We start from the raw sequence: 14,670 nt of genomic DNA, 5'->3' as shown, positions 1-14,670 counted from the left end.
TCCAGGTTTGCCGCGCGGGAAGCCGGTGAGATGCCGGCACGGTCGCGCCACTGTATGCGGGGAGCCGCTTCGCCGCCACTGCAGCTTTATCGGTCAAAGCTAACGCTTTGCCCGCTAAAGCGGTGGGAAGGCACGGAGCAATCGCTACGATCCGCAAGTCAGGATACCGCTGCAAGCCGCTGCATCACCCATTCCTCGCGAAAAGGAAGGCTTGCCATGTTCCCGCTTCTCGCGCTGCGCGCGCTCGCCGCAGCCGTCATTCCGTTCTCTCCTTCTCCATCCCCGACGCCATCGGCGCTGCCGCAGATCGCGCACGTCGTTACCGCGGATCGTACCGACGAAACACTGGGCAACAGCGTGCGCACGACCTACGTCGTCAGCGCAGCCGATATTGCGCGCAACGGCTACCGCACCGTCGCCGATGCGCTGGCGGACGTTCCCGGCGTGCAAATCTTGAACTACGGCCCGATCGGCGCGTCGGTCGACTACGGTATCCGCGGCAGCGATTCGACCGAGGTCCTGGTGCTCATCGACGGCGCGCCCGCGCCGGGGGGGCTCGCCGACTCGGTTGCGCTCGGGACGATGTCGACCGTCGGCGTCGAGCGCATCGAGGTCGTCGAGGGCGGCGGATCGACGCTCTACGGTACGGGCGCAATCGGCGGCATCATCAACGTCATTACCGACGCGCAGCACGCGCCGCCGAGCGCGACACTGCGCTACGGCACCTTCGACGATCGCGAGCTCGAGGTCGAGGACGCGGGCTTCGGCTTCGAACGCATCGTCGCGAACAACGCCTACGCCCTGCCCGAGAGCTCGACCGGCGGCGCCGCGAATCCCGCCACGCGCAATGACAGCGACTACGAGGCGACGACCGCGCGCTACGGCCTCGAACGCACGCTCGGCGCGTTCGCGCTCGCCTTCCACGCCTCGGCGGCGAGCGACGACTTGGGCGCGACCGGTTTGTTTCCTGATTACTCGCCGACCAGCCGCGAGCACGACGTCAACGACGACGGCGTCCTGACCCTCTCGACGCGCCGCGCGCGCTCGAACGTAAGCGCGAGTTTCGAGGGTTCGAGTCAGCAAGTCACGTTCGACTGCGACGCCGCCACGGATGCGTACTGCTTTCAACTTTCGCCGTCGCTCGATACCGAAATGCGAAGCGGAGTGAGCCTCCGCGACGTCGTCACCGGCGGGGGCGAGCGCACCATCTACGGCATCGATCTTTCGCGCGGCATCGTCCAGGTCAACGACGGCAACGGCGACCCGGTCATCGGCGCGGCCCTGGCTCAGAGCGCGGCGTACGTTCAGCAAACCTGGATCGGCACGCGCGATGAATTCTATGCGGGCGTTCGCGGCGAACGCGACGGCGCACTCGGCGGAGAGTTCTCGCCCTCGGTCGGCTGGCGCGCAAATCTCTCCAACGCCCTCACGTTCAAGGTCAACGCCGCCACCGCGTTCCGCGCCCCCAACGCGACCGAGCTGTACTATCCGAATTATGGATCGGTGGTGCAAGGCTTCGGGCTCCTGCAGCCCGAGCGTGCGAAAGTCGGCGACGTTACATTGAGCGACGACCGCGTACTTGGCGGCATCTCACTGGGATGGTTCGACAACGCCACGCGCGACCTGATCGTGCCGACGTGCCTCGAGTACTGCAATCCGGTCACCGCGCCGCCGGGCACGTTCCCGGTCTATGCGCCGCAGAACGTCGACCACGCCCATATCGCGGGACTCACCTTGGACGCGCAGACCCTGCCGGCGCACGGGATCACGGCAGTGCTCAGCGCGACCGATCTCTGTTTGGCGCAAGATCTCGATGCGCGGACGCGCCTGCCGGATTATCCGACGCTGAGCTACCCGGTCTTCAATATAACGCTCGGATTGCGATACTCCGGCGGCCCGCAGGCGTTCGTCCACGCAGCCGGGATCACCGAGCAGTCGGTGGGCCCGCAGGGAGCGCTCGATCCGACGCAGCCGCTCTTCTACCAGCCGGCGGCGTACAGCGACCTTACCGGCTACACGAGCCTGCGCGTTTCGGGTCACGTGCTGCTCACGCTGCGCGGCTACAATTTGGGTAACGAACGGTACGCGGCGGTCTGGGGCTATCCGATGCCGGGACGCACCTTTGCGATCGAATTGACGAGCCGCTGATTTTGCGCTCGATCGAGCACGGCAACACGGATCGCGGTGCCGTGCTCGAGCCCCGCATAGCTGCGGCAGTCGCGCACGACGATTCCGTCCTCGATCAACGCGCGCAACGCGACCTCGAGATGCCGCGGCGCGACCGGCAATTCGATCAGGAGGAAGTTCGCGACCGAAGGAAAGACGCGCAGTCCCAACGCGCGCAGGTCGCGCGCAAGGTCCTCGCGCGCACGCGTGTTGTTCTCGCGCGTCCGTACCGCGTAGCGCTCGTCGCGCAGCGCCTCGAGCGCAATCGCTTCGTCCAGTGTTCCGACCGGCCAGGATGGCGAGCGCTCGCGCATGGCGTGCGCGAGATCGGGATGCGCGAGCGCGTACCCGATACGCACGCCCGCGAGGGCGTAGAACTTGGTCAGCGAGCGCAGCACGATCGCATGCCCAGAGCAAACCGCGTCGCGTACGATCGAACGCTCGGGCGCGTACTCGACAAACGCCTCGTCGACGACGAGTGGACGCTGCATTTCCCGGCAATTGCGGAGCAGGGCGAGCGCTTCGCCGCGCTGCAGCGCCGATCCCGAGGGATTGTGCGGCGTATTGACCAGGGCGCCGGCTCGCGGACGCGCCTGCAACGATCGGGTGAACTCGGCAACGTCGAGTTCCAGGTTCGCAGGCAAGCTGAAAGGTACCAGGCGGGCGCCGGCGGCGCGCAGTGCGCGCTCGTACTCGCTGAAGGCGGGAACGGGAACGAGCCACTCGGAGGCGCCGGCGGTACGCACGGCGATATCGATCAGTGCCGCGCTGCCGTGCCCCAATACGACCGCCTCCGGTCCGACCTCGAGTGCCGAGGCGATCTGCGCGCGCAGCGGCGCGTACGACCGAGAAGGATACGGCGCGAGCATTCGCGGCGCAATCGCGGCCTGCGCAAGTACGCGAGTTACACCGGGCGGCGGTCCATCGGGCGCGATGTTCGCGCTGAAATCGACGAGCGTCGCCGCGTCGACGCCGTGCCGCCGCGCAACCGCATGCAGATCGCCGCCGTGCACCACGCTCATCGGCGGTCTCGTACCGGCAGCGCGGTGATGACGATACTCAGCAAGCCGGCGATGAATACGATCTGCATCGCGCGCCGCACGTCGCGGACGGATGGCGGCTCGTATTCCGCGCCGATGACCGGCGCGTCGTGCGGTATCCCATCGTAGCTCGATCGTCCGCCGAGCCGGACACCCAATGCCCCGGCCATGGCCGCTTCGCTGACCCCTGCGTTCGGGCTGCGATGACGCAGACCGTCGCGAAGCGCGAGCCCAAGCGCAGCACGCGCGTTGCCGCCGCCGAGCAATGCGGCCAGCGAGATCAGCGCCGCGCTGACGCGAGCGGGAAGCAGGTTCGCCAAATCGTCGAGGCGCGCCGCCGCCTCGCCGAAGCGACGGTAGGGTGGTTCGATGTGTCCGATCAGCGAGTCGAGCGTATTGATCGCTTTATACGCGAACGCGCCCGGCAGACCGAACGCAGCCAAAAAAAGCAGCGGCGCGACGACCCCATCGCACGTGCTCTCGGCCAACGCCTCGATCGCCGCGCGCGCGATCTGTGGGCCGGTCAGATCCGCAACGTCCCGGCCGACGATCCGCGAAACCGCCCTGCGCGCCGCATCGACGTCACCGCTCTCCAGCGCATCGCGCACGGCAGCTGCATGATCGAGCAGACTACCGCAGGCGAGCGTGCTGGCTGCCGCGAGCGCACGCAACGCAAGCGGCGCACGTTCGAGGATCGCGCCGGCAGCCGCCGCCGCGCCGACGATCGCCAGCGTGACCACCGCTCCGGCGAAACGCTCGTCGCGCATTCGTCTTCGGGCCCGCGGTTCGGCGAAACGCACGGCCGCGCCGATCGCAGCGACCGGATGCGGAAGCGCGAGCGGGTCGCCGGCGAGGAGATCGAGCAGTCCGGCATACGCGATCGTCGAAGCGCGTTTCACCGAGCGAGTGTTTCCGCGGGCAGCAGCGCCCCCAGGTCGAGCGCCGCTTCCACGGCGTCGGCAAGCGCGTCGATCCGCGCGTGCCGTCGCGCCTGCACGGCCTCGAGGTGCGCCGCGGGCGCGCGGCCGCACAACGCCCGCGCCCACGCGATAAACGCGTGGCGCGGCTCGTCGGGGGCGAAGAGCCCATGCACGTAGGTCCCGAGGATGCGGCCACCCAAGGCGAGGGCACCGTTGCGATGCGTTCCGTCATCACCGCAGCGCAGCTGCGCAAACGGTGCCGCACCTGCGCCGTATTCGGTGACCCCGACGTGAATCTCGTAACCGTCGATCGCGACCCGCGTTCCGAAGGCGGTCGACTCCCCGCGTACACAGATCGTCGTTTTTTCAGCCGCAAAGCGCGAACGCAGGTCGAGCAGTCCCAGACCCGCGCAGCTTCCCCCGGACTCGACCCGCAGCGGGTCGTCGATCGAGATGCCCAGCATCTGCATGCCGCCGCAGATGCCGATCGCGATTCCGCCCGCGCGCGATGCTCGTGCAGCGACCGCGCGATCGAGCTCTCGCTCACGCATCCACCGTAGATCGCCGATCGTATCCTTCGTTCCGGGAAGAATCACGACGTCGGCGCTAGCGATCGCGCAGGAATTTCGTGTGTACATCAGATCGACCGACGGCTCTTCTTCCAGCGCGTCGAAGTCGGTGAAGTTTGCGATATGCGGCAACGCTACGACCGCGATGCGCAGCCGATCGCCGGCTTCATCCCACCCGCGCTCGCGCCGGCGTTCGACGGTCACGCCGTCTTCCTCATCGAGACCGGTCATGTCAAGAGCGGGCACGATGCCAAGGCACGGAATGCCCGAGCGTTCGAAAAGCGCCGCGATGCCGGTGTTCAGCAGCGACGCGTTGCCGCGAAACTTATTGAAGACGTAACCCGCGACCCGTGCGCGATCGGCCGAGTCGAGCAGATCCACCGTCCCCGCGACCGCGGCAAATGCTCCGCCGCGATCGATGTCGGCAACGAGCATGCAACGCGCATCCGCCAGGTGCGCGACCGGCATGTTCACGATGTCGCTCGCGCGCAGGTTGATCTCCGCCGGAGAACCTGCCCCTTCGATCACGATCAACTCGAACTCCGCCGCGAGCCGCTCATAGGCACCGACGACGTGTGGCCAAAAGACGCGCTTGCGCTCACCGGTGAAGTCCCGCGCGTCCAACACCCCGAAAACACGTCCGTTCACCACCGCCTGCGAGCCGGCGTTGGACATCGGCTTGAGCAAGATCGGGTTCATGTCGGTGCGCGGCGCGAGGCCGGCGGCCTCCGCCTGCAGTGCTTGCGCACGCCCGATTTCGAGTCCATCGGGCGTGGCCGCCGAGTTGAGCGACATATTTTGCGCCTTGAACGGGGCCACGCGCATGCCCCTTCGCGCGAAGATGCGGCAGAGCGCGGTCGCGATCACGGACTTGCCCGCGTGTGAGGCGGTTCCCAGCACCATGATCGCGGCGGCGCGCGACGAAGACGCTACCATGCGCGCGACCACGGTGGCCCGGGATGCGCTTCGTCGCGAAGACGAGCGTCGACCCCGTGCGCGGCATCGCGCGTTCGTGCGTAGAGCCAGAGCAGGTCGGAGAGGCGGTTGATGAAGCGCAGTACGTTCTTCTGAACCTCTTCGCCGGAGGCGATCAGACGAACGATGTTGCGTTCGGCGCGCCGGCACACCGTGCGCGCAACTTCGAAGTGCGCGCTGGTGCGGTGTCCTCCCGGAATCGTCCAGTCGCGCACGATGCCGGGCATGGCCTCGTAGCGCTCGACCAGCCCATCGAGCATCTCGACCATCTCGTCGCCGATGACCGGCACGGGACGGCGCCCGCCGGGCTTGGTCGAGAGCGCCGAGCCGATCGGAAAGAGCAGCCGCTGGATGCTTAGGACGATGGCGGCGAGTTCGGCATCTTCGCAAAACGCGCGCGCCACCCCGAGCGTACTGTTGAGTTCGTCGATAGAGCCCGAGGCTTCAACGCGAAGATCGCCTTTCGAAAGGCGCGTACCGCCGGGCGAGGCGGTGCTTCCGTCATCGCCGCGACGGGTCGAGATCGAAGCCACGGCTCACCACCCGAAGCACGAGATACGCAGCCGCAAACCAGACCGCATTGACCGCAAACACCTCGAAGAGAACGCGCGGCGCATACGCGTCCCAACCTCCCAGCGGAACGCTGAAAAGCATCAGCACCAGCTCGAACGCGGCGAAGGCGGAAGCGAAGCCTATCAACGGATGCTTAACGGCGCGCGCCACGAAAAATGCAGCGCCGGTCCCAAGAGCAAGCGCCGCCGCCCAGGCGAGCGTGTTCGCGTTCACCGGATAACCGTGCACGGCGAACCCGATGAACTGGTTCGCGAACCAGACGCCCGCAACCAAGAGTAATCCGTCGCGCAAGCGCAGAGCGGACGCGGTTACGGCGGCGATCGCCGCCAGCGGCACGATGCAGCCGATCAGCGAACAGGCGACGCCGACCGAAAAGAGCGCGATGAACGGAAGAGCGAAGAACATCTCGTGACCCTTTCGCGAGGTGACGGAGTAGAGGAACGATCGGTTCCAAAATGCTCGCCGGACGTATCCTGACTTTGCGGATCCTCGCGATCCGGCGCGGCCTTCCCCTCTTCACGAAAGTGACCTCGCCCGCTTCCCGCATACAGTGGCGCGACCGTGCCGGATTTCCACCGGCTTCCGATCCACACGAGCCGCTTTCGTACTTCACGAGTAGGGCAGGCAATCTCCTGGCGCCAACGCGCCTCCAGTGGTTTCGTTTCGTTTCGCATTGATTGGGCTGCTGGTGCTGCTCGCGTTCTTCGCCAGTCTGCTCGCCGGCGGCAGCAGCATTGCACCGAGCGCGATCCTGGCGGCGTTGCTGCATCCGCATTCGAGCAATGACGTCGCGACGATCGTTTGGCAGCTGCGGCTGCCGCGCGTTGCTATCGCAGCGGTGGTCGGCGCTGCGCTGGCAACCGGCGGCGCGTTGCTGCAGGGCATGCTGCGCAACCCGCTGGTCGATCCGTATCTCACCGGCGTGAGCGCGGGCGCGGCCGCCGCGATCGCGTTAGCCATCCTCGCCGGAGTCGCGGCACCGCTCCTTCCTGCCCTCGGCTTCATCGCCGGCCTGCTCACGGCGGTGATCGTGGCGGCGCTCGCGCGCCGCGGCGGCGGAGTCGACGCGAATCGTCTCATCTTGGCCGGTATCTCGATCTCGGCGCTCTTCTCGGCGATCGTCGTCTTCGCGATCGCGCGCTCCGACTCGCCCGACGCAGCGCAGTCGATTCTGGCGTGGCTCGCCGGCTCGATGGCGGGACGCGGCTGGAGCGATCTCCTCTTCGCGATGCCCTACGTGCTGATCGGCGCCGGGCTCGCCGCACTCGCCGCTCCCGCCTTGGACGCCTTGCGCGTCGGCGACATCCGCGCGCGCACGGTGGGCGTCGACGTCGATCGCGCGCAGTGGCTGATCCTCGCCGCCACCTCACTGCTCGCGGCGGCGAGCGTCGCACTCGCCGGCATGATCGGTTTCATCGGATTGATCGTGCCGCACGTGGCGCGCCGTCTGGTCGGATCGCGCGCCCGTCTTCTCATTCCCGCCTCCGCGATGTGCGGCGCCGCGCTTTGCGCGCTCGCCGACGCCGTCGCACGCAGCATCATCGCACCTTCAGAGCTCCCGATCGGTGTGCTGCTCGCCTTCATCGGCGTTCCCGCGTTTCTCTATTTGTATCTGCATCAGGAGCAAACGGCGTGATCGCGCTCGACGGCGTCGCGATCGGCGTGCCCGGACGAACCCTCGTGCGCGGAATCCACGCGCGGATCGCAGCCGGCGAATTCCTCGCCGTGCTCGGCCCCAACGGCGTCGGCAAGACGACGCTCCTGCGGGCGATGTGCGGCATCCGGCCCGTCCTCGAAGGGACGATCGCGGTGGACGGTCGGGCACTGCGCTCGCTTTCCGTCGCGGCGCGGGCGCGGGCGATCGCCTTCGTCACCGCCGATGACGCGATGATCGAATCCCTGCGCGTGCGCGACGTGGTGGCAATCGGCCGCTATCCGCATCATCCGTGGTGGGAGTGGAATCCGAACCCGCAGGACCACGAGGCCGTCGAGCGCGCGCTGCGCGCCGTCCAGATGACGCGCGAGGCGGAGCGCCTCTTCACCACGCTCTCGAGCGGCGAGCGGCAGCGCATCTGGATCGCGATGGGTCTCGCGCAAGCGACGCCGGTGATTCTGCTCGATGAGCCGACGAGTCATCTCGACGTGCGTGTCGCGCACGAGATCTTGGCGTTGCTGCGGGATCTGGCGCGCGACGGACGCACGGTCGTGTGCGTGCTCCACGATCTCAACGACGCCGCGGCCTACGCCGATCGTTTGCTGCTGCTCGGGTGCGAACGCATGCTGGCATGCGACGTTCCGGATCGCGTGCTGGTTCCCCAGCTGATCGAGGAGGCGTACGGGGTCGGGGTGCTGCGCGTCGATACGCCGCAGGGACCGCGCGTTTTCACGGCCGTCCGGGGCGAATGATCGCGCGAACGGCCGACCCGAGCACCCATCCGCGCTGCCCGTGCAGCGGCCCCGTGACGATCACGATGCCCACCGCATCGTCGGGCTGCATGCCGTACTTCGATTGAACGAAGTTGGAAACGCAGGCTTCGATGACCGCGCGCGTTCCCGGACGTACGAGCGTGGCGTGCGGAAGCAGTGCTCGTGCTTGATCGAACGTACCGGCCTCGTAGTCGCGCAAACGAAAACGTGAATCCCACACGAAGACGTCGGGGTCGTCGCTCGTTCCGTACAGCACGACGCGCTGCTTCACGCCAACATGACAGTCTGCCATCACCACGCCGGGCGCGATGACGAGCAACAACGCAACGACAATGCTAATCGCTCGCATCCGAACCTCCCGGCTCGTGGACGCGAATCGCGAGTACGGCGACGTCGTCGCGCGTCTGGTTGCCGCCCAGCGCCTTCACCTGGGCAATTACTTCGTCGGCGAGCAGCTGCGGCTGCGGATTGGTGGTAGCGATCAGTTCCATCGCGCCCTGCTCGTAGAGCGGTTCGCCCTGCCGGTTTCGCGCTTCGGTCAAACCATCGGTTGCAAGTACCAGCGTATCGCCTTCGCCCAGAAAGAGCGTTCTCGTTTCGAACGGCTCCTCCATGACGCCGAGGACCGGCCCGGTCACGGCCAACTGTTTGACCTCGGTGCCCCGGCGCAGAAAGGCCGAATCATGTCCTGCGCTGGCGTAGCGGAACTGCAGCGTTTGGGTATCGAGCACCCCGACCAGCATCGAGACGAACAAATCCGGGTTTTCGACCGTCTGTGCGAACGCGGTGTTGAACTCGGCGAGCATCGCGCCGGGATCGCGGCGGCGCAGCGCGATCCCGCGGATCGTAAATTTGATGAACGCGGTCAGCACCGCGGCGTCGACGCCCTTGCCGCTGACGTCGGCGATGAAGACCATGGCGAGCGTATCGGAGAGACGATAGACGTCGTAGACGTCGCCGCCGACGGCGAGATGGCTGCCGGCAGAAAGATATGCGCTTCCGACTTCACAGTTGGGTAGGGGAATGTGCTCGCTGCGAAACGCGCGCTGGAGGATCTCGGTCGTGGTACGCTCTTCCTCGAGCTCGCTGACGAGACGAGACCGAAAACCGTTGAAGAGAATCGCCAGCAGACCGAAGAGCGCGAGCCAGAACGTTCGCGTCCAGGTGTCGCGATCGATCTGCTCCTGGGTGGAGCGTGTAAGCGTCTCGTTACGTTTGGCAAGCGCGTTGCGAATGAAGTCGGCGGTTTCGCTCTCGTAGTCGGAGAACGCCTTATTCTCCTTGTCGATTTCCGTGACGTCGTGGCCCGGCGCCGCGAGTTCCGGTCCGGCGATTTTTCTTCGCCAGTTACTCTGTAACGAAACGTAGTCTTCGAGGGTGCGCTCCGCGTCCTGGAGATTTTGCCGCTCCAGGACCTGGGCAACGGCAGCAACCTTCTGGTTGAATGCCTGCGCCGCGGCGGCGTACTGCTGCCGATAGAAAGGATCGCGCGTGAGAATGTAGCCGCGAACGGAATTCTCCTCATCGATCTGGAGGCGGAGAAGTTCCTCGAGTTCCAATTGCGCCTGCACGATGTGCGACTGCGCATCGAACGTCCGCGCAATATTCGCCCTGGTCGCGAAGGCGCCCTGAACGGCAATGGCGAGGACGACCACCAGAAAGGTGGTCCATACCACTGCCCCGGGAACGCGCAGGAACGGCGCCCTAGGAGTCTTCATGGCGCGGCGCAGGGGGTAGGATCATTTACCCTTCCGAAATCGTATCGATCATGCAGGTGCAGATACAGCCTGGGCTCTTCAAGTCGTACGACGTTCGCGGAATTTATCCGTCAGAGCTCAATGATGAGATCGCCTACCTCATCGGACGCTGCTTCGTTCCGCTGGTGTCTGGGAAGCGCATCGTGATCGGACGCGACATGCGACCGTCGGGCGCACGGATCTTTTCCGCTCTGGCGCGCGGCGCGACCGAAGCCGGCGCCGACGTCACCGATATCGGAAGGGTATCGACCGACGCACTCTACTTTGCCGTCGGGCGCTACGGTTTCGACGGCGGCGTGATGATCACGGCCTCGCACAATCCGGCCAATTACAACGGAATGAAATTCACCCGCGCCCTGGCGGAAGCGATCTCCCTCGATACCGGTCTGGGCCGGATCCGCGATCAAATCGCATCCGGCAACGTGCCCGCTCCCGGTTCGAGAATCGGAAGCATTGCGCAGCGTTCGATCCTCGACGACTTTGCGGAACACTGCCTCTCGTTCATCGATCGAAGCATCGTCAAACCGTTCAAAGTCGCGATCGATGCCGGCAACGGCATGGCCGGCGAAACCGTTCCGCACGTCTTCAAGCATCTGCCCTGCGAGGTGATCCCACTTTATTTCGAACTCGACGGTACCTTCCCGAATCATCCGGCGAGCCCGATCGAGCCCGAGAACATGCTCGATCTCCAAGCGGCGGTTCGCAAACATCGATGCGATCTCGGGGTGGCATTCGACGGCGACGCGGACCGGATGTTCATCGTCGACGAGCGGGGCGATTTGATCGACGGAAGTACGGTCACGGCACTCGTGGCACTGAATACCTTGAAAAAGCATCCCGGCGCGAAGATCCTCTACAACCTCATCTGCTCGCGCAGCGTGCCGGAGCTGGTTGAGCGCGCTGGCGGAGTACCGATTCGCTCCAAAGTCGGACACTCGATCATCAAGGGAACGATGCGCGACCAAGACATCGTTTTCGGCGGCGAACACTCGGGCCATTTTTACTTCAAGGACAATTGGTACGCCGATTCGGGCATGATCGCGCTCATGCAATGCTTGGAACTCTTCAGTGAAGCCGCTAAACCGGTGAGCGCGGTGATCGCGCCGATCGACACGCGTTTCCGTTCGGGCGAGATCAACACCGAGGTCAAGGACATTCCGCGAAAACTCGCCGAGCTCGAGCGGCATTATCAGGATGCGCAGATCGATCATCTCGACGGCGTTACGATCTCCTATCCCCATTGGTGGATGAACGTTCGACCCTCGAATACCGAGCCGCTCGTGCGTCTCAACGTCGAGGGAGACACCAAAGAATTGATGGAGCAGCATCGCGACGAGGCTCTGGCGGTTATCCGAAAGCCTTAGTATTCGAGCAGGATAAGGCCGGCCGACCGCGAGGAATATTGGGAATGAAGTTGCCGACTTGGCTTGCGTGGCTGGCTCCAAAACCACAAAGAACCCGCCCGGCCAATAAGCGCCGAATAAAAGCCCGACGCCGGAACAGCGGTGCTGATGGCTTTGGCGCCGTGCCTAGGAGCACTATCTACCCTGTACAGCCGGGAATCGGGCTTGATGAGTAACGTTCCCGGCTACTACAGTAGGCGCGCGTATAGTAGTTGTCTAGAGTAGATTCTAATGCGATGCGCCGGTACGAACGGACGCGCGACGATCTCGTCGCGCGTCTGCTCGTGATCGAGGAGCAGATCGGCGAGGGGCGCCGGAAAGCGGTCGCAGACGTACGCGCCCGTTTGCAACGCGCCACCTTCCTTCTCGCGGTCGTCGGCGAATTCTCGAGCGGTAAGTCGTTTCTGCTCAACGCCCTGCTCGAGAAATTTGGACTGCTCGCCGTCGACATCAATCCGACGACGGCGACGATCACCGAACTCGAAGCGGGATCATCCGACGAAGCTACGGCCATCTTCGAAGACGGGCGAAGGGAGCGCATTCCGCTCGATGCGCTGAACCGTTTCACGACGGGAACCGAGAACAACGGACCAACGCGGGTGATCGTCAAGACCGACTCGCCTCTTCTGCGGCGCGGATTCGTGCTCGCAGATACGCCCGGACTCGCCTCGATCGACCCGGCGCACCGGCGCGCGACGCTGCAGTTCTTACCGACCGCGGACGCCGTGCTGTACCTGATCGACACGCAGCAACCGTTTTCGGAAGGCGATGCCTCGTTCTTGGGAATCATCCGGCAGCACATCGATTCGATTTTCATCGTGCAAACCAAGATCGATCTCTGGCAGCAGCCGCAGGGTGATGGCCGGCCGGCATGGGAAGCCGCCTACGAGCGGATCGCGGCGCTCGCGGCAGTGCACGCGCCGGGAACCTACGTGTACGCGCTCTCGGCCCGCGAGTACGTCGACGGGAAGCTCGAGCACGACGAGGCCAAGATCGAGGCCAGCCGCTTTCCGAAGTTTTTGCAGGCGCTCGACGCGTCGTTGATCCGCCGTACCGGACGCGCCCGCTTGCAGCGAGCGCGCGATCACGTCGCGTCCGCGGTCGACGGCGCGCGCTCGCAGATCGAGCACGACTTGGCGATGCTGGCGCTCGACCGGGATGCGCTCGACCAACGCCGCGCGCAGGTGCAGCCGGCCCTGCAGCGGCTCGACGAGGACGCACGGCGCCGCGGCGATGCACTGCTGCAGTCGGGAATTGCGACCCGCGCATCGATCCATCAGCGCGGCGCGCAGCTCGCCGGCGATTTGGAACGCGCGCTCGCGCAGGCGATCGACACCGCGGACATCAGCCGTCTGCGCGACCGCGAGCGGCTGAACATCATCGTCGATCGCGTGGTCGCACACGTCGTCGAAGAATTCGCGCACGATGCGGCCGGCCGCGTCGGCGATCAGATCGACATTACCGTCAAGGGGGCCGAAACGATCCTTCCGCTGCGTTTCGCCGCAAACGACGCCGCCGCGCGCGCCTTCGGCGCCGAGCCCGGCACGAGCCTGTGGACCGGCGAGGTCCGTCATGCCGTCGCTGCCACAATCGTGCTCGAGGCGATCGGCGGACCGGCGATCGGACTCGTGCACGACATCGCCACGCGTTTCCGCGACCGTCAGGCCGGAAGCTACATGAAGCGCGAGTTGACCGCCGATCTGCGAACCGAAATCTTTCCGCGGTTCACCACCGACGTACAGGCCTTTGCCGACCGTATCGGCGCGCGCTTGCAGCGCATCTACGACGAATTGACGCAGGCGATTGCGATTGCCGTGCTCGAGCGGCGCGATGCGGATCTGGGCAGCGTCGATCGAGCGCTAACCGCGCGTCGCGAAGGTCGTGTTCCCGCGCTGCGCACGGAGCTCGAGACGCGCGCAGCCGCGCTCTCGCGCGAACTCGAAACGGTGCGTAGAATCGTCGACGGATTCATGGAGTACGAGGAAGAGATTGCGCCGGCCGATCCGGGCTCCGAGACCGTGCGCCGTTCCCACGCCGATGCGTCATTCGACCGCGATCGCTACGGCGGGGGTTTGCGCCCCTCACGCTGGCGAGTCGCCGTACTCGGCGCGCTGCGGCGCGGCAAGACGAGCTTGATCAACGCCTTTGCCGAAACGAACGTCCTCAACGACGACGTCGCCGGCAGTGCGCGTTTTCCCATCCACGTGCGCTACGGCGAGCGGAACGCGGCGTTCACACTGGTCGCAGACGGCGATTGGAGTGAGATACCCTTCGAGAGCGCGACCGCCGCCGCCGAACACGCGCCGGTTCTGGTGCTGGTGCCGTGGTCGCTCCCGCGTGAACTCGTTCTGGTTCACGCGCCCGCGTTTGATTCGGGCGAGCCCGACGCCGAAGACGTCAACGTCGTGGTCGCCTCGCACGCGAGCGAGGTCCTCGCTCTCTTCTCGCGTCAGCTCTCCGACCGTGAATTGAACCTCTACGAACGCATCGCCCAGTTCAACAAGCCGATGCTCTTTGCGCACACCATCGCCGATAACGAGGCTCCCAGCGAGCGGCGGCACGTGGTCGAACTCGCGCAAACCTATCTGCGCGAGCGCAATATCGCCGTGGAGCGCATCTTCGTCGTTTCGGCGTTGGAATATAACGCAGCGCGACGGATGCATCGCGCACCGGCGGGATGGAACGAGACGGCAGCCTTGCGCGCGACGCTCGAAGCGCACGCGGAGAGCCACATGGCTCGCTTGGAGCGCTTGGCGCGCGCCGCAGTCGTTTCGGCGACGCCCGCCGAGCGGCCGCCGAACTTCTTCGCACGTATGTTCGGCAAGGGGCGCTGAACCGGA

Annotated in this window: 12 protein-coding genes and 2 riboswitches; of the genes, 5 read left to right on the top strand and 7 right to left on the bottom strand. The window is 65.7% G+C overall.

The genetic code is table 11. The features are described from left to right. The first annotated feature begins 15 nt into the window (after positions 1 to 15). A riboswitch (cobalamin riboswitch) is annotated at positions 16 to 169 on the top strand. Between the two features lie 47 nt (positions 170 to 216). Further along, positions 217 to 2,148 carry a TonB-dependent receptor gene (locus tag VMF11_11110; protein HTU70855.1) on the top strand — a complete coding sequence of 644 codons (1,932 nt, stop codon included), beginning with the start codon at positions 217 to 219 and terminating at the stop codon, positions 2,146 to 2,148. Here the strand turns inward: VMF11_11110 and VMF11_11105 are convergent. The 5 genes from VMF11_11105 to VMF11_11085 are packed head-to-tail and all read right to left on the bottom strand — an operon-like array spanning position 2,100 to position 6,648. Further along, the gene (locus VMF11_11105; GenBank protein ID HTU70854.1) at positions 2,100 to 3,188 is read right to left on the bottom strand and encodes an aminotransferase class I/II-fold pyridoxal phosphate-dependent enzyme; all 1,089 of its coding nucleotides are present in this window, start codon (positions 3,186 to 3,188) and stop codon (positions 2,100 to 2,102) included. The two genes, VMF11_11110 and VMF11_11105, sit on opposite strands and share 49 nt — an antisense overlap. Then, positions 3,185 to 4,105: an adenosylcobinamide-phosphate synthase CbiB gene (cbiB, locus tag VMF11_11100; protein HTU70853.1), complete on the bottom strand. Its 921-nt coding sequence runs from the start codon at positions 4,103 to 4,105 to the stop codon at positions 3,185 to 3,187. Before cbiB ends, VMF11_11105 begins: the two co-directional genes overlap by 4 nt. Next, a complete protein-coding gene (locus tag VMF11_11095) occupies positions 4,102 to 5,631 on the bottom strand; it encodes a cobyric acid synthase (GenBank protein HTU70852.1) in 1,530 nt (509 codons plus the stop codon). The genes cbiB and VMF11_11095 overlap by 4 nt, the downstream gene beginning before the upstream one ends. After that, positions 5,625 to 6,203, bottom strand: a complete 579-nt coding sequence (locus VMF11_11090) for a cob(I)yrinic acid a,c-diamide adenosyltransferase (GenBank protein HTU70851.1) — start codon at positions 6,201 to 6,203, stop codon at positions 5,625 to 5,627. Before VMF11_11090 ends, VMF11_11095 begins: the two co-directional genes overlap by 7 nt. Continuing rightward, a complete protein-coding gene (locus tag VMF11_11085) occupies positions 6,172 to 6,648 on the bottom strand; it encodes a hypothetical protein (GenBank protein HTU70850.1) in 477 nt (158 codons plus the stop codon). Before VMF11_11085 ends, VMF11_11090 begins: the two co-directional genes overlap by 32 nt. 37 nt (positions 6,649 to 6,685) lie before the next feature. Next, a riboswitch (cobalamin riboswitch) is annotated at positions 6,686 to 6,855 on the bottom strand. Between the two features lie 40 nt (positions 6,856 to 6,895). On the opposite strand from VMF11_11085, the gene VMF11_11080 reads away from it, so the two are divergent. Both VMF11_11080 and VMF11_11075 read left to right on the top strand, forming a co-directional pair. After that, complete coding sequence (locus tag VMF11_11080) at positions 6,896 to 7,879, top strand: iron ABC transporter permease (GenBank protein ID HTU70849.1); 984 nt, start codon at positions 6,896 to 6,898, stop codon at positions 7,877 to 7,879. Further along, a complete protein-coding gene (locus VMF11_11075; protein HTU70848.1) occupies positions 7,876 to 8,649 on the top strand; it encodes an ABC transporter ATP-binding protein in 774 nt (257 codons plus the stop codon). Before VMF11_11080 ends, VMF11_11075 begins: the two co-directional genes overlap by 4 nt. Here VMF11_11075 and VMF11_11070 read toward each other — a convergent pair. Both VMF11_11070 and VMF11_11065 read right to left on the bottom strand, forming a co-directional pair. Then, positions 8,627 to 9,019, bottom strand: a complete 393-nt coding sequence (locus tag VMF11_11070) for a hypothetical protein (protein HTU70847.1) — start codon at positions 9,017 to 9,019, stop codon at positions 8,627 to 8,629. The two genes, VMF11_11075 and VMF11_11070, sit on opposite strands and share 23 nt — an antisense overlap. Next, entirely contained in the window at positions 9,006 to 10,388 is a 1,383-nt protein-coding gene (locus VMF11_11065) for a PP2C family protein-serine/threonine phosphatase (protein HTU70846.1), read from the bottom strand. Before VMF11_11065 ends, VMF11_11070 begins: the two co-directional genes overlap by 14 nt. 50 nt (positions 10,389 to 10,438) lie before the next feature. Here VMF11_11065 and VMF11_11060 point away from each other — a divergent pair, with 50 nt between their 5' ends. Both VMF11_11060 and VMF11_11055 read left to right on the top strand, forming a co-directional pair. Then, on the top strand, positions 10,439 to 11,791 hold the full coding sequence (locus VMF11_11060; GenBank protein HTU70845.1) for a hypothetical protein: 1,353 nt from the start codon (positions 10,439 to 10,441) through the stop codon (positions 11,789 to 11,791). A gap of 275 nt (positions 11,792 to 12,066) precedes the next feature. Next, positions 12,067 to 14,664 (top strand): dynamin family protein, encoded by a 2,598-nt coding sequence (locus VMF11_11055; protein HTU70844.1) that lies wholly within the window; start codon positions 12,067 to 12,069, stop codon positions 14,662 to 14,664. The last annotated feature ends 6 nt before the right edge of the window (positions 14,665 to 14,670 follow it).

The sequence above is a fragment of the Candidatus Baltobacteraceae bacterium genome, assembly GCA_035502855.1.
In the GTDB taxonomy this organism is placed as follows: domain Bacteria; phylum Vulcanimicrobiota; class Vulcanimicrobiia; order Vulcanimicrobiales; family Vulcanimicrobiaceae; genus Aquilonibacter.
This window is presented reverse-complemented; position numbering and strand designations above follow the sequence as displayed.